Raw genomic sequence first — 25,443 nt, 5'->3', positions numbered from 1 at the left:
TTTTACCAGTGGCTTCTCTATTATGGGTATAGAGTTGTTAGGTGGCAGAATTTTAGCCCCTTTTTTTGGTAGCTCAGTACATATTTGGGGCAGCATTATTACGGTCTTCATGTTGAGTTTATCCTTAGGTTATTTACTTGGAGGAAAACTTTCAACGCGCTCTCCATCACTTTCAATATACGGACGAATTTTCGTTATTGCCGCCATCATGGTGCTACCAATTGCTTTGTTTGGTCAATGGCTAATGGAAGCTGTTTTTCTTAGTGTTGAAGACTCTCGTTACGGCTCTTTATTAGCATCCATGGTACTATTTTTTATCCCCACCGTTATTCTTGGTATGTTATCCCCTTATTCTGTCCGTTTATTAGTGACAAGCTCTGATGAAAGTGGCCAGGTTGCCGGTAAGCTTTATTTTGTCTCAACCTTAGGTAGCGCATTAGGCACCATTGTTACTTCTTTCTACTTAATTTTATGGTTTGATATTAATACGATTATATATAGCTTTAGCGCGATTCTTGCTAGCTTAGGTGTATTGGCAATTTTAGTCCATAAATTACAGCCATCAACTAAAATTGAGAACAATTATGCTTAAATATATTACCGTAACTCTCTCATTATTATTAATGGCGACCTCCTTAGCCCAAGCAGAAGTAATACATCAAGAACGCTCTCTTTATCGTAATATTTTAGTAGAAGATAATAACGATTTACGTTGTTTAAAATTTAATACGAGAAGTACTCAAACTCAGCAAAGTTGCTTTTTAAAAAGCAAACCAGACCACTTAGTCTTTAATTATACTAAGCTACTAATGGCGAGTTTATTGTTTAACACTCAACCAAAGCGCATTTTAATTGTTGGCTTAGGTGGAGGTACAATGTCAAACACGTTGGCACAACTTTACCCTCAAAGTGAAATTGATAATATAGAAATTGATCCCGCAGTAATAAAGGTAGCACGTGATTATTTTGGCTTTGTAGAGAATGACAAAATAAATACTTACGCCCAAGATGGTCGTATTTTTATTAAGCGCGCCTTATTAAAAAAAGAAAGTTATGACTGGATAATTCTCGATGCTTTTAATGGCGACTATATTCCTGAACATCTAATGACAAAAGAATTTTTACAAGAAGCGAAAGCATTGTTAAGTGATAATGGCATATTAAGCTCTAATACCTTTTCATTAAGTAAGCTGTATGCGCACGAATCTGCAACCTATAAAGCGGTGTTCGGTGATTTTTATCAAGTCGCTAATAGCGCTAATTCAAATCGTATTATTTTAGTGAGTAAAAACGGGTTTTCTAACAATCGTATTAGTAATAGCCTAAATAAGAATAATGTCGACAAACTTGATAAAAAATTATCTTACTATGGTGTTGATATTCCATTACTTTACCGAAAAATGGTCAATACTAAAAACAATCAAGACTGGCCAAAAGATACACGTGTGCTCACCGATCAATTCTCTCCTGCCAATTTATTAAATGTAAAGTAGCTATAAAACTAGCCGAAAGTCTAATTGGTTTATTTTGTCGACACTTCTATAGTGTCGGTATAAATAAAAACTTACGTAGGACAGATCATGAACTTTGCAGACCAACAAGAAGAGGCGGTAAAATCAACCAAAACCTATTGGGAGAAGCAATCAAAGCTTGTTTCTTGGTTTACAGCCCCAAAAACGATATTGTCGACAAATGATAATGACTGGACTGATTGGTTTGCCGATGGAGAGCTTAACACTAGTTACCTTGCCCTTGATTACCACATAGAGCAAGGTCGTGGCGATCAAGTTGCCCTTATTTATGACTCCCCAGTAACAAATACTAAGCAAAAATTCACTTACTCAGAGCTAACAGAGCTAGTTGCAAAATTTGCCGGTGTACTACAAAGTCAGCAGGTAAAAAAAGGCGACCGTGTTCTTATTTATATGCCCATGATTCCGCAGGCCGCTATTGCGATGCTCGCTTGCGCCAGAATTGGTGCGATTCACTCCGTAGTATTTGGTGGTTTTGCTGCAAAAGAGCTAGCAGTAAGAATTGACGATGCAGAGCCCAAAGTAGTTGTAACTGCTAGCTGTGGTATTGAAATTGAAAAAGTAATACCTTACAAACCCCTGCTTGATAACGCGATTGAACTCGCCCAGCATAAACCAAATAGTTGCATTATTTACCAAAGAGAACAGTTAAGTGCACCAATGATTGCTGAACGCGACCATAATTGGCAGACACTTATGGAAACTGCAAACGCCATTGCCCCTGTAAAGCTTAAAAGCACTGATCCACTCTATATTCTTTATACGTCTGGCACCACTGGTAAGCCTAAAGGTGTTGTTAGAGATAATGGCGGCCATGCTGTTGCCATGCTTTACAGTATGAAAAATATTTATGGTATGAACGCAGGAGACACCTTCTGGGCGGCTTCAGATGTTGGTTGGGTTGTTGGGCATTCTTATATTGTGTATGCCCCATTAATAGCTGGTTGTAGCACTATTCTTTATGAAGGAAAACCAATAAAAACACCTGACGCAGGGGCTTTTTGGCGCGTATGTGAAGAATATAAGGTTAACGCTCTTTTTAGTGCACCAACCGCTTTTCGTGCTATTGCTAAAGAAGATCCTGATGGCGCATTAATGAATGACTATGATTTATCACATTTACAGCGCCTCTACCTTGCTGGAGAACGCCTCGACCCTGCAACTTACCATTGGTTAAGCGATAAATCTCAACTGCCTGTTATTGATCATTGGTGGCAAACAGAAACAGGTTGGGCAATCGCTAGCACACCATTTACCGATGAAAACTGCACAGAATTAATGCCAACAAAAGCAGGCTCTGCCGGCTTCCCTGTGCCAGGGTTTAATGTGGAAATTTTAGATGTTTACGGCAAAGCACTTCATGCTAACCAACAAGGTACTGTCGCAATAAAACTGCCAATGCCACCGGGTTGTTTAGCTGCTATATATCAAGATGAAGAGCGTTTTAAATCAAGCTACTTATCAACACACCCTGGCTATTATGTTACAGGTGATGGTGGTTATATAGATGATTCAGGCTATTTATTTATTATGGGCCGAACAGACGATGTTATTAATGTTGCAGGCCATAGACTATCAACAGGTGAAATGGAAGAGGTTTTGTCTGGTCATAATGCCGTTGCTGAATGTGCCGTTATCGGCATTAATGATACATTAAAAGGGCAAGTACCTTTTGGTCTTGTCGTTATTAAAAATGGAATTGAGGAAAGTGATGACAGCCTATGCGCTGCATTGAAAGATAAAGTCCGAGCAGAAATAGGCGCTATCGCTTCTTTAAAAGGATTGATCATTGTTGAGCGTCTGCCAAAAACACGCTCAGGGAAAATATTGCGTAAAACCCTAAGACAAATGATTGATGGACAAGCAATAGATATCCCATCAACCATTGATGATCCACAAGTATTAGATGAACTATCATCAAGGCTAATAGGTATTGGAAATTAGTTGTTAATATAGGTAGCTTAAAGCTAAATAAAATTGATTACTTACCCATCTAGCGGCCAAAGCTTGTGACTAAAAATAAGCTTAATATCCAGCCAGGTGGGTAAGTCATTTAATAAATAAAACAACACCCACTTCCAAAAATGAAAACTTAATACTAGCTTTCATGCTGTGCGTCATTTCAATAATAATAGTCTATCGCCTAAAAATAGCAGTCCATACTTAGGCAATAGCCTATGATGAAAGTGAGTTATAAAAACATACCTTTTTGAGCAGATCTGCTTATATCACACCTTTCATTTAAAAATATCGTTGTAAAACCTTTAAACTTATCCTTACATTAATAAGTAACCCAACCATTGCAAATAAAAATCATTTGCATTAACATTTGATCTTATAATTAATAACTGCAATAAATATTTTAGTCTACTATGCAAATTTCACCGCCTTCTCATAGCCCTTCAGCTACTCAGCTGCTAGAACAAAAAATTCGTACTGGCACAGAGCCTGATAATATTATGTTACTAAAACTATGGTTAAGTATTGGCCAAAGTGACAACTTATCAACTAAGCTATTACGCGAGCGATATACTGCACAATTCTATTTATTGTTAGAAACTATAGTAGATGATTTAGTACCACGTCATTGGCGCTGCACATGCCTAGACAATATTTATCTTCCTCTTAGCTCACTGAAAAAAATAGCGAATGATGATAAATCAGAACAACATCTACAACACCTATTTAATGAACTGGCTATTTCTACACATTATGTAGAAAGAAGCCTATCTTCTTATTAACGATGGAGTCACCATGGAAAAGTTTCGTATTGAAAAAGATAGTATGGGAGAGCTACAAGTTCCTGAAAATGCACTATACGCCGCCCAAACACAACGTGCGATTAATAACTTCCCTATCAGCGGTCAGCAAATGCCGAAAGCGTTTGTGAAGGCACTATTACTTGCAAAATATTCGGCAGCAAAGGCAAATGGTGAATTAAAACAGATACCTCTACCAATGGGCGATGCAATTTGCCAAGCCGTTGATACACTATTAGGTGAAAATTTTATGCAACACTTCCCTGTTGATGTATTCCAAACAGGCTCTGGTACTAGCTCAAATATGAATGCAAATGAAGTGTTAGCTACACTGGCCACGAAGAACTTTGGTGACAATGTAGGTGCAAATGATCATATTAATTATGGACAAAGTAGTAACGATATTATTCCAACAACCATCCATATTAGTGCGGCGCTGGAAGTAGAAAATAAACTATTACCAGCATTAAGCTATTTACGTGACGCAATTAACAATAAGGCCGATGAAGTCAGCCACTTTATTAAAACTGGTCGTACGCATTTAATGGATGCAATGCCCGTAAGCATGGCACAAACCCTTCATGCATGGGCAGATCAAATACAGCAAAATATTGAACATATACAAAGAATTCAACCTAGCTTACAAACATTAGCACAAGGTGGTACAGCAGTAGGAACAGGCATTAACGCACACCCTGAATTTGCGACCACTTTTAATAACGCTTTATCAAAGAAAACGGGAATTAAGTTCAAACCTGCAAAAAATTTCTTTACTCATATCGGCTCACAAGATATTGCGGTAACACTGTCTGGCCAATTAAAAGCTATCGCAGTAACTATGATGAAAATTGCTAATGATTTACGTTGGATGAACTCAGGCCCCTTAGCAGGTTTAGGTGAAATAGAGTTAGAAGCATTGCAACCGGGCTCATCAATCATGCCAGGTAAAGTTAACCCTGTTATTCCTGAAGCTGCGACTATGGTAGCTGCACAAGTGATAGGTAATGACACTACAGTCACAATAGCTGGGCAGTCAGGTAATTTTGAACTAAATGTTATGCTACCACTTGTTGCCAAAAACCTCTTAGAAAGTATAGAGCTACTCAGTAATATTAGCCATTTGATGGCAGATAAGGCGATAACTACCTTCAAGGTGAATGAAACAAAACTTTCAGAAGCGCTTGCTCGCAATCCCATTCTGGTTACAGCGTTAAATCCAATTATAGGTTATTTGAAAGCGGCTGAAATTGCCAAACTGGCCTATAAAGAAGGACGACCAATTATTGATGTTGCCGCTGAAAATACAGAGCTAAGTCGTGACGAATTAACTCGCCTGTTAGACCCAGCTAACTTAACGAAAGGTGGTATTCAAGGTTAATTTATACAGGAATGATCTAAGTGACTCATAAATAATGATAAAAAGACCTAACATTTACCTGTCGGGTCTTTCTTTATGGAAGCGATTTACCTTGGTTAATTACTGCTAAACAGTTATAAAATTTCAGCTAATAACTTATTTTTGATAGTAAAATTTATAGCTCACTACGCTTATTTTATTAAATCGCTGTATGTCTTTTTCGCTTTCACAACAGTTTCTGTCGCTGTTTTTCTTGAACCACTGACCGCTTGGTTAATCTCGTCCATTTCAGCGGGTGTTAAATCACGCCATTGACCCGATTTTAAATTACCCAACTTAACATTCATAATACGTTCACGTTTTAGCGCTTTAACTTCATAATCTAAATACTCACACATGCGGCGAATTTGGCGGTTTAGCCCTTGTGTTAAAATAATGCTAAACACAAAACGGCTTTTTACTCGCACAATACAAGGTTTTGTTATCGTACCCAAAATTGGTACACCTCGTGACATTCGTTCAACAAAGCGTTCACTAATAGGTTTGTCTACAGTAACAATATATTCTTTATCATGAGCGTTTTCAGCACGCAGAATTTTATTAACAATATCACCATCACTCGTTAAGAAAATTAATCCTTCTGATGGTTTATCTAAACGACCGATAGGAAAAATACGCTCTTTGTGGCCTATCGCATCAATAATATTGCCACGAACATGCGCTTCTGAAGTACACGTAATACCGATGGGCTTATTGTAAGCAATATAAATACGATCAGATTTGTTTTTAGCACTAGCTGAAATTAGCTTACCATCGACTTTAACTTCATCATCTGGCTGAACTTTAGTCCCTAATTCAGGCAACTTACCATTAATAGTAACGCGATTCGTTTCAATTAATTTATCCGCACCACGGCGAGAACAAAAACCAGATTCACTAATATATTTATTTAAACGTTTTCCAGCAGTTGAACTATTAGATGCTAAGTTATCGGTCATGTTATCGGTCATTAAATTGTCGGCCATTGTCTTTTCAAAAAGAGTTAATTGATGTAGTCTCGGGATTTAGCATTATACTAAATCCCGAGACTAAAACCCAATAGTATAACCATCACCCTAAAGTGGAATCTATCATGTTAATTTTTGCTCATCGTGGTGCAAGTGGTACAGAGCCGGAAAACACATTACGCGCAATTCAAGTAGCGCTTGATATGGATGTTGCCGGTATTGAAATAGATATACATGAAGTAGATAACATACTCTATGTTATTCATGACCGATGGCTACATCGAACAACCTCAGGTACAGGAAAAATAACTCAGCATAATACTAAGTATTTACAGGATTTAGATGCTGGGTTAGGTGAAAAAATTCCGACTTTAGATGAAGTATTATTATTAGTTGCCGGAAAATGCATTATTAATATAGAGCTTAAAGGTATTAGCAACATAGAATTACTATTTTCCTATCTTGATAGTGCACTAGAGAATTCGCCATTAATCCTTGATAATATTTTACTTTCTTCGTTTAATCATCATTTACTCTATCACATTAATCAACAACGACCAGAATTTGCTCTTGGCGCTCTCACGAGCTGTATTCCTCTAGAATACGCAAAATTTGCAACGCAACTTAATGCCTATTCCATTCATGCTAGTGTCAACTTTATTGATCAAGCATTAGTAGATGATGCACATAAACGTGGCTTAAAAGTATTTGTTTATACGGTTGATGAACTCGATGATATTAAAGAAATGCAAGCACTAGGTGTTGATGGTATTTTTTCTAACTTTCCCACCAGAATAAAAGACGTAACACCTTTTTAAATAATGACATAAGCCATCAGTACGAATAATTAGACATATTTTAAACCGAGTTCAGGTTAACTAGAAAAAATAGCGTGCAGATAATTGAATTTGCTTTTCAACCAAGTCGGTTGAGTTATCTAAATAGGTACGGGCAAGCCTTTGGCTATCGATATAATTAAACTCTGCTGATATAAACCAATGGCGGCTAAAACGATAAGTATGATTTAAGGTAAATGCTTGACCATTTTCGTTATTATTATCGCCCCAAGTATCATCATTATCTGTCACAGAAAAATCTTCTAATCGTATAGTACTCTTATGTTTTCTGTTTTCCGACTTATCACCCCAAGGAAAGTCTTGCCATTTATACGTTAGTGAGACAAAGGCATTGCTGTAATCATTATTAACAACATCCATTCCTGGACTACTTTGCATTAAAGTGTCGCCAGACAAATATTGTGAAATAAGCGTAAGATTTTTTGAAACGTGCCAACTCATACCTAAATGATAGAAACGCGTACGCCAACCGTATTGTCCGTTAATAACATCATAAGGCGTCGCTTTATTATTATAGTAACCTGCTGACAACTCAACTTTATTATGTAAAGACCACTCACCTCGAAGGTGATAGCCAATATCATCATCAATCTCTAAAAATGGTTTAGACTTATCCGCTTGTGCTGCAAGCTCTTCTCCGTCAGCTAGTGCTGGCAACCAAGGAAAAGCCCTAGCTTCTCCCCATAATGTTTGCCTACTGCTCATAGTCCAACCATGCCAAGCAAGTAAAGCGCCTGAAGGGTCATTATTAACAAAAGCGGTTGCAGAAAATGATAAGTCGTAAGCATCATTATTCATTCGACCTAAACGTGTAATTTTAAATTCAGAGCCTAAAACACGTATTTCTTCACCAATCCAAGTATTTAATGTCGACGAATTAAGGGTATCTTTACTTGCCCATGCAAATGCATTATTTTCTAATGATATTTCAGGATAAAAAATCCCGCCTTTTACCTGAAACCGATATCCTGATTCATTCGGTAAACTACGGTATTTAACATAGGCTTCGGTAATTCCAGCGGCACTGTCTTCTTGATCTAGGAAGCTATTCAAAACACCATGCACACTTAAGCCATTGTCCCACTGTGCACTAATATCCATTCCCGCTTGAGCAACATGAAGTTGTTGTCCATCACTTACGCCAAACTTTCCTTGCCCGCCAGCAACGTAACCATTATCTGAAGAGTTTGTACTGCTAGCTCTAAGATCAACTATGCCATGAAATTTATATTCAGCAGCTTCACTTAATTGTACAAAAAGCAATAAAAGTAAGCTGATACAACGATAAGAAAGAGTATTCAGCTTAATCACGTATTAATCTCATTATTAGTTATTGGCGCTTTAGGTTTTTTCTGCTCTAACAGCCAAGTTGTTAATTCATTCGCAGGTTTAGGTTTACTAATGAAATATCCTTGCGCTAACTCACAGCCATGCTCAGCTAACCAATTCAATGAAAATTCATCTTCAATGCCTTCAGCAACGACGTAAAGCCCCATATTATGAGCTAACTCAATTGTTGAGCGTACGATAATTTGATCATCCAAGTCATGCTCAAGTCGTTGTACAAAAGATTTATCTATTTTTAATTCATGTACCGGTAACTGCTTTAATTGTGCAAGAGATGAGTAACCAGTGCCGTAATCATCAATTGAAATTTTGAAACCATGCTCTTTAAATGCACTTAATAACTTAATCGCTGATTCAGGGTTATCAACAACAGAGCTTTCTGTCACTTCTAATGTAACTTTTTCTGGTGGAACATTCGCATTCATTAATGACTTGCAAATAAATTGATGAAAATCAGCTTCCTTTAAATTTTCAGCTGAAATATTTATCGCCACGTTCAGCTCAAGATCTAATGTTTTCCATGTATTAAATTGAGCTAAAGCCGTAGTAAAAACCCAGCGAGTTAATGCTTTAATTTGCCCTGTTTGTTCAGCAATATGGATAAAATCATCAGGTGGCACCATACCTAAACGAGGGTGTTGCCAACGAACAAGCGCCTCAACATGCGTGATTACTCTAGACTCTAAGTTCATTTTAGGTTGAAAATGCAATTCAAGCTCGCCCGCAGGAATCGCTTGTTTTAAATCGTTAATTAAATTTAAACGCTCAACGGTATTCACATCAAGATCAGATTGATAGACCTGTACCAACTTGCCGGTATCACGTGTGTGATGTAATGCAGTGTCAGCCATTTGTACTAATGTTTTCGCATCATTAGAATGCTCAGGCGATGTTGCAATCCCCATGCGAGCTTGTAATTGTAAACTAATACCTTGATAGTCAAATGTTGACTCTAACGCGGCTTGTATTTTAGCAACAATCGTATCTATGTCTAAGTCGGTAACAATTAGTACAAATTCATCAGCCCCTAAATGCACCAAATATTTAAATTCATTTACTTTACATAACACTTGTAAACGACAGGCGAATTCCTTGATTACTTCATCACCAACATCATGACCTAAAGTATCATTAACATCTTTTAAACGACTTAAGTTTAAATGTAATAAAACAAAGGCTTGTTGCTGTTCTGTATACTTTTTTAATATTTTCTTAAGCACATTTCTGTTAGGTAAACCAGTTAAGGAATCATGGTTACCATGGTGTTTAATTGCTTCTTCACGCTGTAATACAGCTGTCTGCATATTATTAAATTCATCAGCCAATTGCCCTATTTCATTATTATCATTTAATGTCACTGTTTGCTGATAATCACCGCTGGCGATAACCTTAGCCTGCGCGACCAAACGCTTAATAGGTCTACTAATTGATGCTGCAATAAAATAGGCACTGGTTAATGATACTAATAATGTTAATGCTGCCAGTATTAAAAACCGCCACCATTGCTCTTGCAGTAAAGCGACAAAATTAGCGCGCAAGCCATACATCACAACACCCACTTCTTGCTCATCAAACTCGGTAATTAATGAATGAGTTGCAATATATTGTTCAGGGATAATACCTTGGATCATTCTTTCAGCTAATGCCAACTCTTCAGAAGATTCCTCATTGTTTGTAGAAGAAGCAATTAAGCGCCATCTGCCATTATCTTTAACAATAAAATCAGTACTTAAATTAGTAATGTTCATAAATTCGATGGCTAATCGTTTATCTATTTCAAAACCAAAAGCAACCCAACCTAAGGTTTTTGTCCCAACCGTCACAGGAGATAAGCTAACTTGATAAAGGGCTTCATCTATAGTGTAAAGATGTGAAGACTGTCCTGAATCAAGCCAGTGGGTGTAGCGAAATGCTGTACCGCTCTCTGTACCTTGCTGTATTTTATTACGCTCATCATCCAGAAAGTGTCGTTGTAATTGTCCTGTGACAGCCCCATCAGCTGAAATAGTCATCGCTAAATCAGCATCAATGCGTTTTCGATGGTTATTTAAAGCAACTAATAAGCTACGTGTATCGTCATTAAAGACTTCTTTTAGCCCATAATCTTTCGCTGCTGTTTCTGCAAATGCCACAAGGTATTCTGAACGGCGTTCAAATAGTTCAGTAAAAATAGTTTTTGCCGTGGTTAAGCGATTATTAATTTCAGCTGCTTCTTGATTTTTATTACCACTATATAAAGTCCAAAAAGCTATCGCTTGAACCATAAGCAACAACAGTACAAAAAATAGAAATATTTTATTTTGTAAGCTTTTCACTGGCTAATTTCCTTCATTATTCATAGTCTGACAAAAAATCGAAATCATCATCACTTTCTTGTACAGGTATTCCAGCCATTTCATTCTTTAATTTAAACGAAAACTGTGAATTAGGTGCAACGCTTACTTCTTTAATCATACGATTATCTGTATTGTTCATTTGCGGATGCCAGACAACAATTTTATATTTTCCTAATTCAGTAATATCAAAATAAGCATATCCTTGTGCATTTGTTTTGGCAAAGTAAGGAGTATTAACGACTAATAAAAATCCACTCATCCAGTCATGAATATTACAGCCCATAGCAACTTCAGCAGGTTGAGTAAATTCAACCGAAGCATTGGTTTCTCCTGATTTAATTTTAAATGAAAATTTATTCTCACTTCCTGCTGAATATATATGGTGAGTTATATCATCTTTATTAACAAAATTAACATTGGAATCGACTTGAGAAACGCTAATATAGGGATCGAAGGCTCTGCCTTCTTGATTAATGACTAAGGGCTCTGACTTATGCCCTAGCTTTTGCCCATCAAGAGGTTCTAGGTATACCACGAGATCTTTTAACCCCTGCCCAGTATTACTTTCAACAAAAATTTGCACACAATTTTTGTTCGAATTAACATCATCACAACGATTTGAACTGTAGCTTTTGGTAGATAGCAATGCTATCCCCAACAACAGAAATAACTTAATACTCTTATTATTCAAGGAAATACCTTAGTATAAATTAATTTACCTAATTATATTAAGTGTATACCAAAAAGGTCAGGTTACGAATATTTCTTTTTAAACTAAAATTATTAAATAACTTTATCCCCATTTTGTACCAAAGCGCTTAATGGATTAACACCAAATTGATAACATAGTTCTGCAGGTTGAGTTATATTCCACAGCGCTAAATCAGCATCAAAACCAATCGCAAGCTTCCCTTTTGTTGTTGATAAACCTAATGCTTTAGCGGCATTACAAGTAACCCCAGCAAGTGCTTCACTTGGCGTTAATCTAAATAAAGTACAAGCCATGTTTAACATTAATAGAATGGAACAAAGAGGTGAAGTGCCAGGGTTAACATCGGTAGCTACAGCCATCGCTACGCCATGTTGTCGCAATAATTCAACCGGTGGTAATTGTGTTTCACGTAAAAAGTAAAAAGCCCCCGGTAATAACACAGCTGTCATATTCGCGGCACTCATTGCCTTAATACCTTGTTCGGATAAAAATTCCACATGATCAGTTGATAACGCATTATATTTGGCGGCTAACTCAGTGCCGCCTAGATCAGATAGCTGCTCGGCATGAGCTTTGATTGATAATCCATGTTTTTTTGCAGCATTAAATACTTTTTCTGTTTGCGCAAGGTTGAACCCAATACTCTCACAAAAAACATCTACCGAATCTGCTAGTTTTTGTTCTGCAATAATAGGGAGCATTTCATCACACACTAAATCAATATAACCGTCTGCATTATCCTTATACTCTGTTGGTAAAGCATGGGCCCCCAAAAAAGTACGTTTAACCGTTATAGGTAAGATTTTCTCTAATTGTCCGGCTACTTTTAACATTTTCACTTCATTAATAAGATCTAAACCATAACCTGATTTAATCTCAACGGTTGTGACCCCTTGTTGATGAAGTGCAGTTAACCTTGGTAGTGCACTCGCCAGCAACTCAGCTTCAGTGGCTGCTCTAGTGGCTTTAACTGTGGAAATAATACCGCCACCAGCCTGTGCAATTTCTTGATAACTTTTTCCTTGTAAACGCATTTCAAATTCATTGGCACGATTTCCCCCATAAACAAGGTGAGTATGACAGTCAATTAAGCCCGGTGTTAACCACTGCCCTTGCCCGTCAATCACATTAACGTCATTTTTATTATAGCGAGGTAAATTATCGGCTTTGCCTAACCATACAATTTTTCCATTGCTAATCGCTAACGCACCATCAAGGATTTCACCATAGTTATTCTTAGCATGACTTTGAGTGCCAATGCCTTCATTGTCATAGGCCATAGTAGCTAAATTGACATTAAGCCAAAGTGTTTGCCATTGATTAGGATTAGTTTCTAAACTATTTGTTGCTGCTGAATTTGTTGCTGTTGAAGGAGGGGTCATCAATAATCACCAAAATTTACGCATTAATTGCGAATAACTTTAGCCGATAAAAAGCAAACTAGCAATAGTTGTATATACAACTATTGCTTTAAAAGAGGAATTATGAGAACGTATATATAAGGTAAATCATACTTAAAATCTATTGGCGATATCATGGGCGAGACAAACTCAAAAAACAATAAAAAACCTGCTAAATATAGTGTTATAAAAAAACATATTTGCCATAAAATAGAATCGGGTCAATGGCCTCAACATTATAAAGTTCCTTCAGAAAATGAACTTACACAACAATTTGATGTAAGTCGCATGACTGCCCGTAGAGCGCTACAAGAATTAACTGAACAAGGTATTCTAGTTCGCGCCCAGGGCTCAGGCACCTTTGTAGCTACTTTTAAATCACAATCTTCTCTGTTAGAAATTCGTAATATTAGTGACGAAATTAGCGAGCGTGGTCATAAACATCATGCGCAACAGCTTAAACTTGAACCTGTAGCAGTGACTAAAGAAGTCACTATTTTATTAAATTTAAAAAACAATGAGCAGGTTTTCTTTTCTCAAGTTTTACATTTTGAAAATAACCAACCAATTCAGCTAGAACAACGTTATGTTAATGCCAACTTAGTGCCTGAATATTTATTGCAAGATTTTACTCGTACTACACCTCATGAATATTTGTCGGATGTTGCACCGTTAACGGAAGCAACCCACGAAGTTGAAGCTATTTTAGCAACCGATGATGTTTGTCAATTGCTCGACATAGGTAACAACATCCCTTGCTTGCAAGTAAAACGTAGAACTTGGTCAAGTAAAGGCGTGGTGAGTTTAGCCATATTAACAACACCGGGCAATAAATACCGATTGGGTAGCCACCTCAAGTTTTAATTCTAATTATAAAGCGATTCAAAGTAATAAAGAGATAACATGACTATTAATACAACTAACACAACCAAAACTGACTTACGCCTTGATACTTCAAGAATAATTCGCGCTGATCGTGGTACTAAAATCACGACAAAAAGTTGGTTAACAGAAGCTGCAAAACGCATGTTAATGAATAACTTAGATCCAGATGTTGCTGAACATCCGCAATCATTAGTTGTTTATGGTGGTATCGGCAGAGCAGCACGTAATTGGACATGTTACGACAAAATTATTGAAGTACTGAACCGCCTTGAAGATGATGAAACTTTAATGGTGCAATCAGGAAAACCTGTAGGTGTATTCAAAACCCACGAAAATGCACCACGTGTCTTAATTGCTAATTCAAACCTAGTACCTAATTGGGCTAACTGGGAACATTTTAATGATTTAGATAAAAAAGGCCTGATGATGTACGGTCAAATGACAGCCGGCTCTTGGATTTACATTGGCTCACAAGGTATTGTTCAAGGCACCTATGAAACCTTCGTCGCTATGGCGAAGCAACACTTTGGCGGTAGCGCTAAAGGCAAGTGGGTATTAACCGGTGGTTTAGGCGGCATGGGTGGTGCGCAACCACTTGCAGCAACTATGGCAGGTTTTTCAGCTTTAGTGGTTGAATGTGATGAAACACGCATCGATTTTCGTATAAAAACCCGATATGTTGACAAAAAAGCAAAAACTTTAGACCAAGCATTAGCTATTATTAATGAAGCCAACGCAAAAGGTGAAGCTATTTCAGTTGGTCTATTAGGTAATACCGCAGACATTTTTACTGAACTAGTAAAACGTGGTGTAACACCTGATGTTGTTACCGACCAAACTTCAGCTCATGATCCCCTTAATGGTTATTTACCTCAAGGTTGGAGCATGGAACATGCCGCTGAAATGCGTTTAACCGATGAAGCTGCAGTAGTTAAAGCCGCTAAAAAGTCGATGGCTGTGCAAGTACAAGCGATGCTTGATTTGCAAGCTGCAGGTGCGGCAACAACAGATTATGGCAACAATATTCGTCAAATGGCGTTAGAAGAAGGTGTAACCAACGCATTTGATTTCCCAGGTTTTGTGCCTGCTTATGTTCGCCCATTATTCTGTGAAGGTATTGGACCTTTCCGTTGGGTTGCCCTTTCTGGTGATCCTGAAGATATCTATAAAACAGATGCCAAGGTAAAAGAACTTATTCCTGACAACCCACATTTACATAACTGGTTAGATATGGCGCGCGAACGTATCGACTTTCAAGGTTTGCCTGCTCGAATCTGTTGGGTTGGTTTAAAAGATAGAGCACGTTTAGCCTTAGCATTTAACGAAATGGTTAAAACTGGCGAGCTTTCAGCCCCTGTTGTTATTGGTCGTGATCATTTAGATTCTGGCTCAGTCGCTTCACCAAATCGTGAAACGGAAAGCATGTTAGATGGCTCAGATGCTGTTTCAGATTGGCCACTACTTAACGCTTTATTGTCAACCTCTGGTGGTGCAACTTGGGTTAGCATACATCACGGTGGTGGTGTTGGTATGGGCTTTAGTCAACATTCTGGAGTGGTTATTGTCGCTGATGGCACAGATGACGCTGCCAAACGTATTGGTCGTGTGTTGTGGAATGACCCAGCAACGGGTGTGATGCGTCATGCAGATGCAGGTTACGATATCGCTATAAACTGTGCCAAAGAGCAAGGCTTAGACTTACCAATGATCAATGAGAAATAAAATGAACCCAATTACTGAGTTAAATATTATCCCTGGCCAACTCACACTAGCACAGCTACGCAGTGTGAGTCGTTACGACGGCATACAATATAAATTAGATGAAAGTGCTTTTAATGAAATAAATAAAAGTGCTGAAGCCGTTCAACAAGTCATTAAAGATAATCGTGTCGTTTATGGTATTAATACTGGTTTTGGTTTGTTAGCAAGTACTCGTATTAAAAACGAAGAATTGGAGCTATTACAACGCTCTATTGTACTTTCACATTCAGCAGGTTTTGGTGAATACATGGAAGATACTACCGTAAGATTAATGATGGTATTAAAAATCAATTCATTGTCTCGTGGCTATTCCGGTATTCGTTTAGAAGTCATTCAGGCATTAATTACTTTACTAAACGCACAAGTTTACCCCTGTGTACCTAAAAAAGGCTCTGTTGGCGCTTCGGGCGACTTAGCGCCACTTGCACACATGGTTTTACCTTTATTAGGTGAAGGCGAAATGTCATACCAAGACCAAGTAATCCCAGCAACGGAAGGATTAAAAATTGCAGGTCTTGAACCGATAACATTAGCTGCCAAAGAAGGCTTAGCACTACTTAATGGTACACAAGCTTCAACAGCCTTCTCTCTTGAAGGTTTATTTCATGCCGAAGACTTATACGCTGCAGGTACCGTTATTGGGGCAATTTCAGTCGAGGCTGCGCTAGGCTCTCGTGCACCGTTTGATCATCGTGTGCATTTTGTTCGTGGTCAAAAAGGGCAAATTGATGCGGCAATGGCTTATCGTGCAATATTAACGGATAGCTCTGAAATATCACAATCACACGTTGATTGTGAAAAAGTGCAAGACCCCTATTCATTGCGCTGCCAACCACAAGTTATGGGTGCTTGTTTAACGCAAATTCGTCAAGCAGCAGAAGTACTTCACGTAGAAGCCAATGGCGTTACCGATAACCCTTTAGTTTTTGCTAACGAAGGTGACTTTATTTCCGCTGGTAACTTCCACGCCGAGCCTGTTGCGATGGCTGCTGACAATTTAGCCTTAGCAATTGCCGAAATAGGCTCGTTGTCTGAACGTAGAATGGCCCTATTAATTGATTCAAGCTTAAGTAAGTTACCGCCATTTTTAGTCGATAATGGCGGCGTAAACTCTGGCTTTATGATTGCACAAGTGACCGCTGCTGCATTAGCATCAGAAAATAAAAGCTTGGCACATCCTGCTTCAGTCGATAGTTTACCAACGTCGGCAAACCAAGAAGACCATGTATCTATGGCTTGTTTTGCGGGTCGTCGTTTAGCGGATATGAGCGAAAATACGAATGGTGTGCTTGCTGTTGAATATTTAGCTGCCGTGCAAGGATTAGATTTTAGAGCACCACTTAAAGGGTCGGCAATAATTGAGCAAGCTAAAGCCATGTTACGTAAAACCGTGAGCTTTTATGATCAAGACAGATACTTTGCCCCTGACATTGTTGAAGCGTCTGAAATTATCAGTGAGGGTGACTTAAACCAATTTATGCCTGAACAGTTACTGCCAAGTTTCTAAATAACCTGAGTTCAGGTTAAATAATCTTATCATTGGTATTCTTTACCGAAGACGCTAAGCTCATGATTAATTAATCATGAGCTTAGCGATAAAGTAACAAGTAAAACATAACAAGCGATTAGTTACATGAAAGTGTATCTATTATCGCTTGTGCTGTTTTAAGGGTACGAACTTCTTGAAATAAAGTATCTGCTTCTGTGTATTCTAACTTTAAGTATTTAAGCCATTGTTTAATGCGATTCGGGTAATATTTGCTTTTATCACCGTAGGTTTCACAACGCGTATAATTAACTAGTAACTTTTGTACTTCAGACCATGGCATAACATTAGCTTGTTCTTTAATAACTTGCGCTAAATTAGGCATCATTAAAGCACCGCGACCTACCATTATATCCTGACAGCCTGATACTTCTCGGCACTTTATCGCGTCATTTAGGCTAAAAATATCACCATTAGCAATCACAGGAATATTAATACTTTGTTTTATTTTACCAATCCATTCCCAATGTGCAGGTGGTCGATAACCTTCTACTTTTGTTCTAGCATGTACTGTTAGTTCATTGGCGCCAGCGGCTTCAACGGCTTGAGCATTTTCTACCGCTAGGCTTTTATCTTCATAACCAAGGCGTATTTTAGCACTTACAATAGTCTCTTCAGGAACCGATTTTCTAATAGCACTGACGATTTGATAAAGATTTTCGGGGTCCTTTAATAATATTGCACCACCACGATTGTTATTCACCATCTTGGAAGGACAACCAAAATTAATATCGACACCATGTGAGCCAAGTTCAATCACTTTAGCAGCATTATCAGCCATACATGTCGGATGTTGACCTAATAATTGTACACGTACAGGCGTTCCTGCTTGGGTAGTAGAGCCATAAACGTTCGCATTATTTAGTTCAGGACAATAACGCAAAAAAGCTTTATCTGAAATAACCTGATCAACTACGCGTATAAATTCAGTAATACATAAATCATAACCACCAACCTTAGTCAGTAATTCACGCATTAAATGATCAAGAACACCTTCCATAGGTGCTAACACAACTCGCATAGTTACTTAGTCTTCTTGGTTATAGTATTTACATGGCCATCAGGATTAACATTCAAATTCACCCTAGACTTATTCTTGATATAGTTACTTACTAGCCAACACACAGATGTCGTTGCAAAAGCAATGGATAAGTGAACGAATATGGTAAGAAGCTGAGAGTTTTCTTTCCATAAAAAAACAGGCCCACGATAAGTAAAAAAAACTAAATCTAGCACTGATATATGTAACCAAATAAGAACAAACAATAATTTTAAACGATGGCGTTCAAGAAAGGTTTTAGAAAATAATTTCAAACGATAAGCCAATAGCAAGTGATTAACGCTATTATACTTAATCCATTTAAAGATGCGAGTTCCAGCTTACTTGTTCAGTTAAGTATTCAACCAAGCAAGTAAATCTGGGTACATAAATTGATATCCTAAAGCGCGTTGAGTTTTATCACCCAAGACCATTTTAGTCACTTCGTTTTTATTTTCTTGTTCAACAGCAGGCGGCTTTAAACCTAATGATTTTGCCGCCACTTGATAATATTCTGCTTTAGTAACATGTGTATCACTAACACCCGTAAAAATAGCTTGTAAAAGTGTTTTTTCTAGCAAGGCTTCAATTAGGCCAACAGCGTCTTGTTGATGGATTAAATTAACCGGAGCCCTAGCATTACTTAACATTTTATTCGCTAAAATAAATTTACCTGGATGACGATCTGGACCAACTAAGCCAGCCAACCTCAGTACAATTCCTTGCTTAGCTGTTGATTTAGGCTGGTGCTTAGAAAAGCTTAATACTGCTTGCTCAGCCGCGTTCAATATTTTCACTTTTTCTATTGTTAAATTAAGTACGCTATCTTCATCAACGTCACCATCTAATCCGTCGTAAATCGCCGTACTCGATAATAGAATAATACGGTCAACCACACCAACTTGTTGTGCAGCATTCACTAGTTGAGCTATTTTTTCAGCGTAATCCACACGCCCTTGCCTAAGCTGTGGGGTAATGGCAATAACCAAGCTTTGCATGGTAAACACGTCATGGCGAGCAAGTATTGCTGCATCTGTAGGTAGGACTAATTGCTGAGTATTAATGGATTGTTGATTTAACTTATCAACATTTTCTTGCTTACTACTTGTCGCCAGCACTGTAATGTTTTGCTTAATTAACGTTTGCGCCAACGCTTTCCCTAGCCAACCACAACCAATAATGCCAACAGAATCTTTACTTTTAAATTCATTCATATCTTTAACCATTATTGTGTTTTCTTATAAGTTTGGATTGTTTCAGCTACCTGCTCAGCAATATCGTTTGGCACTAAGAAAGTTAAATTATACTGACTTATTTTCCAGCCCTGCTCTGTTTGGACTAATACGCCCGATCCTCGACAATAGCCATATTTTTTGTTTTCTAAAACCTCATCAAAAAAAGCGACTTTATACTGATTTAACAGACTAACATTTCTTTCTTTAGCTACATATACCCAGCCTTTTCCTTGATTAAAATACGGTAAAACAAAGTCAGTAAATTGCGTTTTTGTCCAACGCTCGGTAGCGTCTGTACCTAAAAATATAGCGTCATCAGTCAGTAGATTTAAATATATTTTAGCGTTAGCATCGGCTGCAGCTTGATGAAATTCGCTTAATACCTTATCGATAGCTTGTTCTTCTTTAGCCTGTTGCGCTTGTGCAACAAAACTCATGCAGGTAAATATTACCCATAAATATTGAATTTTCACTGTGTGTCCTTTTCTTGTTTACATGTTGGCAAAATAAAGTAACTACCAGTAAATGTAGCAGCAATATTCTCACCACAATAGACCTTTGATACGAGATTAATACGGGCTTTTTTACCTTGTAATAAATTATCAAATTGTCCTGAAACGTCTTGCTCCAAAACTTGTCCGTAAGCTAACTCTTTAATAGGAGAATGATAACGAATATTAGCCTCAGCCAAAACAATATCGCCGTTTAGATGAGCATTGTTTTGTTGTTGCTCTTGTAGCGCCAAATAAACCCAGCCCCACCCAGTTAAAGTTGCTAAGGTATAAATACTGCCAGCAAACATTGTGTGATGTAAGTTCTGATTAAAATCGGCATTACAAATTGTGATTAATTTAGTGCCATCGTAATAGCTTATTTGTAAATCCATCGCTTTACTTAACGGAATTGTTTTATGCCAAATAGCTTGTAAAGCCTTTGCTTCTGCTACTTTATGTTGAGTTGCAGCGACTAAATCTTTAACCATTGTATAATGCTTAATATCTGCAAAAAGTGTATGGGAATAGCCTTGTAATTGATAACCTAGTTTTTGATAAAATTTGATCGCGTTTTCTCTAGCATTTAACGTTATTTCACTCATACCTAATTGGCTAGCTTGCGCTTCTAGGTTGTTAACTATTTGTTGACCTAATCCTAATCCCTGAGATTTATCATCAACAGCCATAAAGCGAATTTGTCCTTGTTTTTCGGTAGCTCTTTCTAAGCGCCCAACAGCCAGCACATTATCTTGTTCATCAATAATCATTCGATGAATACCGTATTTTTCATGTGCATCTTGCTCACTTCCAGGCACTTGCTGCCATGGTTTCCTTAATATTTTCCACCGTAAATGGTAATATTGCGAAAACTCCGCTGCTGTAATAGGTGCTCTTAAGGTGTACATTGTCTATCCTTATTATTTATTTTAGTAATAGTTGTTCTTTTCATTAACCCATTGGAGAATTATGCAATTAGCAAAGCACGTTGCACAAGGAAAATTAACTTATTTGAGTCAAGACAAAGAAGCTATATCAGTAAACGAGAATGAACACTATCGTTGGCTTGCTTTTGGCTGTAGCAATGAGCATAGCGAGCAAGTGATTCAAAGCGTCATGCTTAAGCGTAAACCTTGGAAATTAACCCTGCCTCACCAAACAGCAATGATGTTACCGTTATTATTTTTTAAACCTAATAGCATGATTGAACTTGGTTTAGGTGGCGGTAATATTCAGCGCTTTATTCACCACATATCAAACAACATTAACCTACAGAGTATTGAGCATAGCAACACAGTAATAGATTGCTTTAACCAATATTTTAATCCACAAAATAATCAAGCTAACTTAGTGTACAACGATAGTAAAAAATGGCTACAAGAGAATACTCGTGATTATGATTGGTATGTTTGTGATGTTTATCAGCAAGAAATTCAAAGTTACAATAATACGGTCGATCAATTAGAGCATTTAACGGCGAATATAACGCCTAACACTTGTTTGTCTATCAATTTGCCTGACGCCACTGATTACGAAGTTAATTTATTATTAACGTTATTAAAAGAGCTATCTTCAGATCACGAAATAATCTATTTTCATATTCCAAATTACTTAAATATTGTTATTCATTTAATACCAAAACAATGGCACATTTATAAACGAATAAAACGTAATAACCACAGCTACTTACCTAAGAATATTTTTTCTCGGTGGAAGAAGTTTTGGCGACACGGTAAAAAACTGCCTGATTAAAGCCTGTAGTTAATGTTAACTGCTTAGCGTTACTCTGTAATTCACATTAATGAATTGCAAAGTAACGAGAACAAGCAATGTAAGACACTGCCTATCATTTTGTAGGATTCGTTAAATTAACACCTTTACTCATATAAATGTCGTCATACGCCAAGCCGCCATTACCATAAGGCTTTTTATGTGAACCAGTATTACTATTAGCAAAAAAAGTGATTAAGGCCTGCTCTCTTTTCATTCTAAACGCGGCATCTTTATAGACTAAGGTTTGCTTTGTAAATTCACCGCCTTGCAAATAGACATCATAAGATTGTCCTCCTTGATCAGTTCGGCTGTTATTAACGACATACCAAATTTGATACCAAACATTAGTTTGCATAGGGTTGGCTGAACGCCCATCAAGGAAGTTTTGAACATTGCTGTACTGACGATACTTGTTATCGCTGTCAATTTTCACCATTAAAGTACCATCATTTTTAAAGCCATTAGACTCAAATTTATCAGTAACTCTTAATGTCGGCTCAAATGCATTATAACCGGTGTCTTTAACCTGTGCTGGAGTTAGGTTACTAATGCCAAAAGCATGGTTATTAGGAAAGCTTTCTACCAGAATACGCGTATAAAAAGTATAAGTTTCTCCTACTGCGACAGGCTCAGGTAATGTTTTAATACTAAGTGCCTTACGGTTTCCGATAACGCCATCTTTGGCCGGTTTTTTAATCAGATAATGGTTGTTGTTAACCGTATCACTACTGTTAGCCACATCATTATTGTTAACCATATAATTATCAAGACGAATTTCTGTTATTTGCGGCTTAGCAACATAAGGCTTAGTATTGTTTTGTGTATCCGCATTCTGCCAGCTGCTTAAGGTTTGCTGCTCAAAGTTGTCAATTAATAACCAAGGGGAATTTTCTTGGCTAACTGAGCAAGCGCTGAGTAATACGGTGAAAGATATGATGAGCGATAACGCCAATAAATTTTTCATAAAAATGCTGTTAATACCAATTTCATTATTCAAGTAAGTATTAGTCTAACAAACTTTGGCTAAATCAAAAAAGGATGACATGATAATTGCTAAATCATCTGCCAAATAACCTGCCAAATACAAGTAAGCAGAAACAAAAAACTCGCCGAAGCGAGTTTTTAAATCAAGACTTAACACTTAATTTTAATTTAAGCCGAGCTTAAGTTGTTTAAACCTAGCTCAAGTTATTTGGTAACAGGGAAACCACGGTCACGCATTAATGCTTTTACATCAGCGTCACGGCCTCTAAAGGCACGGTAAGCTTCTGCTGGATCAACTGCGTTACGAACACTAAATAAATGTTCAACAAGTTTAGCCGCCACATCTTTATCGTAAAAACCACCTGGTGATTGCTCAAAAGCTTCCGCCGCATCAGCCGTTAATACTTCTGCCCACATATAACCATAATAGCTTGAAGCATAACCTTCTGAACTAAATACATGACCAAATTGGGTTGAACGATGACGCATCACCATAGATTCAGGCATATTTAAAGCGGCTAAGGTATCACGCTCAAATTTCTGTGCGTCGATACCAGTAGGGTCAACTGTATGAAATTTCATATCAACTAACGCTGACGCTAAGTACTCAGTTGTTTTAAAGCCTTCGTTAAACTTCGCAGCTTGTTTAATTTTTGTAATCAACTCTTTTGGCATCGGCTTACCCGTTTTGTAATGTACCAGGTAGTTGTTGATTACTTCATCCGTTGCTAACCAGTGCTCTAACAGCTGAGATTGAAATTCAGTGTAATCTCGAACGCCACCGTTCAACGTTGGGTAGGCTACTTTTGCTGATAAGAAATGTAATGCATGACCAAATTCATGGAAGTAAGTTTCTGCATCAGACCATGAAATTAATGTCGGTTCGCCATCAACACCTTTAGTGAAGTTAGAGTTATTCGAAGACAATACGTTTGTTTTACCATCAAAGGTAGTATAGCTGCGGTAAGTTGTTGCCCACGCACCTGAACGTTTACCTTTACGTGCAAACGGGTCTAAATACCATAATCCAATATGCTCATTAGATGTTTTATCTGTAACTTCCCAAACACGTACATCATCATTAAAAACGGGCACAGAGCCATCTTTAATTTCAGTAAATTCAAAATTAAATAAACGGCCTGCTACGTAGAACATAGCTTCACGTAATTTATTCAATTGAAGGTATTCTTTAACTTCAGCTGAATCTAAATCGTATTTATCTTTACGTACTTTTTCAGCATAGAAGCGATAATCCCACGGTTCAATTTTTTCAATACCGTCTTCTGCTTCACCAATAACAAGCATATCGGCAACTTCTTCATCAACACGTGCGATTGCTGCTGGCCATACACTTTCCATTAATTTAATAGCATTTTCTGGTGATTTAGCCATGCGATCTTCTAAACGCCAAGACGCATAGTTTTTGTAGCCAAGTAAGCCAACACGTTCATGACGCAGTTGTAAAATTTCAGCAATAATGGCGTTGTTATCAAATTCATCACCATTGTTACCGCGGCTATAATAGCTATCCCATACTTTCTTACGAAGCTCACGCTCAGTTGAATAAGTTAGGAACGGGTCCATTGATGAACGAGTATTCGTAATGGCATACTCACCTTTATGATCACGTGCTTCAGCTGCCGAAGCGGCACTACTGATAATAGACTCAGATAAGCCACCTAACTGGTTTTTAGTTAAATACAATACATAGTTTTCTTCATCGGCTAAAACATTATCACCAAATTTTGTATGTAATTCTGCTAACTTTTGATTGATTGCTGCATAACGCTTCTTCGCATCACCATCTAACGTAGCACCATTTCGAGAAAAGCCATTGTAAGTTAGGTGTACTAAACGTTGCTGCTCTGGCGTTAAACTTTTAACTTCATCACTATTATGAACTGCTTGAACGCGTGCAAAAAGTGCTTTATTTTGATTTATTTTAGAGAAAAAGGCAGAAAGTGTTGGTGCCATTTTAGCTTGAATTTCACGAAATTCCGGTGAAGATTCATTTGAACGCCAAATGCCATAGTAAGTGAAAACTCGAGCTAAATCTTTACCCGTTCTTTCCATCGCAACAATCGTATTTTCAAATGTTGGTGATGCTGAATTATTAGCAATTGCGTCAATTTCAGCAAGGTTGATTTTCATCGCTTCTTCCATTGCTGGAATTAAACCGGCTAATGAAACTTTATCAAATGCTGGTACACCTTGATAAGGACCTTCCCATTTTGCCAACAATAATGCTTTAGATTGCTCAACGTCACTCGCATTTTCCGCTGCTGACATTACTGCTAGCTTAGCTTCAGTTGCTGTTTTCTCAACAGTAGAGTTCGTTCCTGTACAGGCCATTAAAATACTTGATAATAAAAAAGTAGATACGATTGTTTTTTTCATAGTCATCTCGAGCTAGAGTGTGAAT

At 37.6% G+C, this 25,443-nt stretch carries 21 protein-coding genes; 10 read left to right on the top strand and 11 right to left on the bottom strand.

The window, feature by feature from the left end; genetic code table 11:
- Nucleotides 1-22: 22 nt before the first annotated feature.
- From GQS55_RS01660 to GQS55_RS01640, 5 genes are all read left to right on the top strand, one after another.
- Complete coding sequence (locus GQS55_RS01660; protein ID WP_159817345.1) at nucleotides 23-592, top strand: fused MFS/spermidine synthase; 570 nt, start codon at nucleotides 23-25, stop codon at nucleotides 590-592.
- Nucleotides 585-1,493 (top strand): spermidine synthase, encoded by a 909-nt coding sequence (locus GQS55_RS01655; RefSeq protein WP_159817343.1) that lies wholly within the window; start codon nucleotides 585-587, stop codon nucleotides 1,491-1,493. Before GQS55_RS01660 ends, GQS55_RS01655 begins: the two co-directional genes overlap by 8 nt.
- Before the next feature lie 87 nt (nucleotides 1,494-1,580).
- On the top strand, nucleotides 1,581-3,476 hold the full coding sequence (locus GQS55_RS01650; RefSeq protein WP_159817341.1) for a propionyl-CoA synthetase: 1,896 nt from the start codon (nucleotides 1,581-1,583) through the stop codon (nucleotides 3,474-3,476).
- A 428-nt stretch (nucleotides 3,477-3,904) separates the two neighbouring features.
- Nucleotides 3,905-4,273 carry a hypothetical protein gene (locus tag GQS55_RS01645; protein ID WP_159817339.1) on the top strand — a complete coding sequence of 123 codons (369 nt, stop codon included), beginning with the start codon at nucleotides 3,905-3,907 and terminating at the stop codon, nucleotides 4,271-4,273.
- Nucleotides 4,274-4,286: 13 nt separating this feature from the next.
- Entirely contained in the window at nucleotides 4,287-5,669 is a 1,383-nt protein-coding gene (locus GQS55_RS01640; protein WP_159817337.1) for a class II fumarate hydratase, read from the top strand.
- Between the two features lie 170 nt (nucleotides 5,670-5,839).
- On the opposite strand, the gene rluF is transcribed toward GQS55_RS01640, so the two are convergent.
- The gene (gene rluF / locus GQS55_RS01635; RefSeq protein WP_159822467.1) at nucleotides 5,840-6,646 is read right to left on the bottom strand and encodes a 23S rRNA pseudouridine(2604) synthase RluF; all 807 of its coding nucleotides are present in this window, start codon (nucleotides 6,644-6,646) and stop codon (nucleotides 5,840-5,842) included.
- 134 nt (nucleotides 6,647-6,780) lie between these two features.
- Here rluF and GQS55_RS01630 point away from each other — a divergent pair, with 134 nt between their 5' ends.
- The gene (locus GQS55_RS01630; RefSeq protein WP_159817335.1) at nucleotides 6,781-7,473 is read left to right on the top strand and encodes a glycerophosphodiester phosphodiesterase; all 693 of its coding nucleotides are present in this window, start codon (nucleotides 6,781-6,783) and stop codon (nucleotides 7,471-7,473) included.
- A 60-nt stretch (nucleotides 7,474-7,533) separates the two neighbouring features.
- Here the strand turns inward: GQS55_RS01630 and GQS55_RS01625 are convergent, their stop codons facing one another.
- From GQS55_RS01625 to hutI, 4 genes are all read right to left on the bottom strand, one after another.
- The gene (locus tag GQS55_RS01625) at nucleotides 7,534-8,823 is read right to left on the bottom strand and encodes a hypothetical protein (protein WP_236559728.1); all 1,290 of its coding nucleotides are present in this window, start codon (nucleotides 8,821-8,823) and stop codon (nucleotides 7,534-7,536) included.
- Nucleotides 8,820-11,174, bottom strand: coding sequence for a putative bifunctional diguanylate cyclase/phosphodiesterase (locus tag GQS55_RS01620; protein ID WP_159817333.1), 2,355 nt, complete (start codon nucleotides 11,172-11,174; stop codon nucleotides 8,820-8,822). Before GQS55_RS01620 ends, GQS55_RS01625 begins: the two co-directional genes overlap by 4 nt.
- Before the next feature lie 16 nt (nucleotides 11,175-11,190).
- Nucleotides 11,191-11,841, bottom strand: a complete 651-nt coding sequence (locus tag GQS55_RS01615) for a hypothetical protein (RefSeq protein WP_159817331.1) — start codon at nucleotides 11,839-11,841, stop codon at nucleotides 11,191-11,193.
- A gap of 137 nt (nucleotides 11,842-11,978) precedes the next feature.
- On the bottom strand, nucleotides 11,979-13,187 hold the full coding sequence (gene hutI / locus GQS55_RS01610) for an imidazolonepropionase (RefSeq protein ID WP_236559823.1): 1,209 nt from the start codon (nucleotides 13,185-13,187) through the stop codon (nucleotides 11,979-11,981).
- Nucleotides 13,188-13,442: 255 nt separating this feature from the next.
- Between hutI and hutC the strand changes: the two genes are divergently transcribed.
- Genes hutC through hutH form a run of 3 tightly spaced genes read left to right on the top strand, consistent with a single transcriptional unit; the run spans nucleotide 13,443 to nucleotide 17,460 of the window.
- Nucleotides 13,443-14,171 (top strand): histidine utilization repressor, encoded by a 729-nt coding sequence (gene hutC, locus GQS55_RS01605; protein WP_159817327.1) that lies wholly within the window; start codon nucleotides 13,443-13,445, stop codon nucleotides 14,169-14,171.
- Nucleotides 14,172-14,210: 39 nt separating this feature from the next.
- Nucleotides 14,211-15,914, top strand: coding sequence for a urocanate hydratase (hutU, locus tag GQS55_RS01600; protein WP_159817325.1), 1,704 nt, complete (start codon nucleotides 14,211-14,213; stop codon nucleotides 15,912-15,914).
- A gap of 1 nt (nucleotide 15,915) precedes the next feature.
- Nucleotides 15,916-17,460 carry a histidine ammonia-lyase gene (gene hutH / locus GQS55_RS01595; protein WP_159817323.1) on the top strand — a complete coding sequence of 515 codons (1,545 nt, stop codon included), beginning with the start codon at nucleotides 15,916-15,918 and terminating at the stop codon, nucleotides 17,458-17,460.
- Between the two features lie 118 nt (nucleotides 17,461-17,578).
- On the opposite strand, the gene dusC is transcribed toward hutH, so the two are convergent.
- The 4 genes from dusC to GQS55_RS01575 form a co-directional block, all read right to left on the bottom strand.
- Nucleotides 17,579-18,520, bottom strand: coding sequence for a tRNA dihydrouridine(16) synthase DusC (gene dusC, locus GQS55_RS01590; protein WP_159817321.1), 942 nt, complete (start codon nucleotides 18,518-18,520; stop codon nucleotides 17,579-17,581).
- A gap of 371 nt (nucleotides 18,521-18,891) precedes the next feature.
- On the bottom strand, nucleotides 18,892-19,752 hold the full coding sequence (locus GQS55_RS01585; protein WP_236559727.1) for an NAD(P)-binding domain-containing protein: 861 nt from the start codon (nucleotides 19,750-19,752) through the stop codon (nucleotides 18,892-18,894).
- A gap of 11 nt (nucleotides 19,753-19,763) precedes the next feature.
- Entirely contained in the window at nucleotides 19,764-20,246 is a 483-nt protein-coding gene (locus GQS55_RS01580; protein WP_236559726.1) for a nuclear transport factor 2 family protein, read from the bottom strand.
- Nucleotides 20,243-21,172, bottom strand: a complete 930-nt coding sequence (locus tag GQS55_RS01575) for a bifunctional GNAT family N-acetyltransferase/hotdog fold thioesterase (RefSeq protein ID WP_159817317.1) — start codon at nucleotides 21,170-21,172, stop codon at nucleotides 20,243-20,245. Before GQS55_RS01575 ends, GQS55_RS01580 begins: the two co-directional genes overlap by 4 nt.
- Before the next feature lie 61 nt (nucleotides 21,173-21,233).
- Here GQS55_RS01575 and GQS55_RS01570 point away from each other — a divergent pair, with 61 nt between their 5' ends.
- Complete coding sequence (locus GQS55_RS01570) at nucleotides 21,234-22,016, top strand: hypothetical protein (RefSeq protein WP_159817315.1); 783 nt, start codon at nucleotides 21,234-21,236, stop codon at nucleotides 22,014-22,016.
- 94 nt (nucleotides 22,017-22,110) lie between these two features.
- Here GQS55_RS01570 and GQS55_RS01565 read toward each other — a convergent pair whose 3' ends face one another.
- Together GQS55_RS01565 and GQS55_RS01560 are read right to left on the bottom strand one after the other, a co-directional pair.
- Nucleotides 22,111-23,007: a hypothetical protein gene (locus GQS55_RS01565; protein ID WP_442872185.1), complete on the bottom strand. Its 897-nt coding sequence runs from the start codon at nucleotides 23,005-23,007 to the stop codon at nucleotides 22,111-22,113.
- A 218-nt stretch (nucleotides 23,008-23,225) separates the two neighbouring features.
- Nucleotides 23,226-25,418: a M3 family metallopeptidase gene (locus GQS55_RS01560; RefSeq protein WP_159817310.1), complete on the bottom strand. Its 2,193-nt coding sequence runs from the start codon at nucleotides 25,416-25,418 to the stop codon at nucleotides 23,226-23,228.
- Nucleotides 25,419-25,443 lie beyond the last annotated feature (25 nt).

This window comes from Colwellia sp. 20A7 (genome assembly GCF_009832865.1).
Lineage (GTDB): Bacteria > Pseudomonadota > Gammaproteobacteria > Enterobacterales > Alteromonadaceae > Colwellia.
This window is presented reverse-complemented; position numbering and strand designations above follow the sequence as displayed.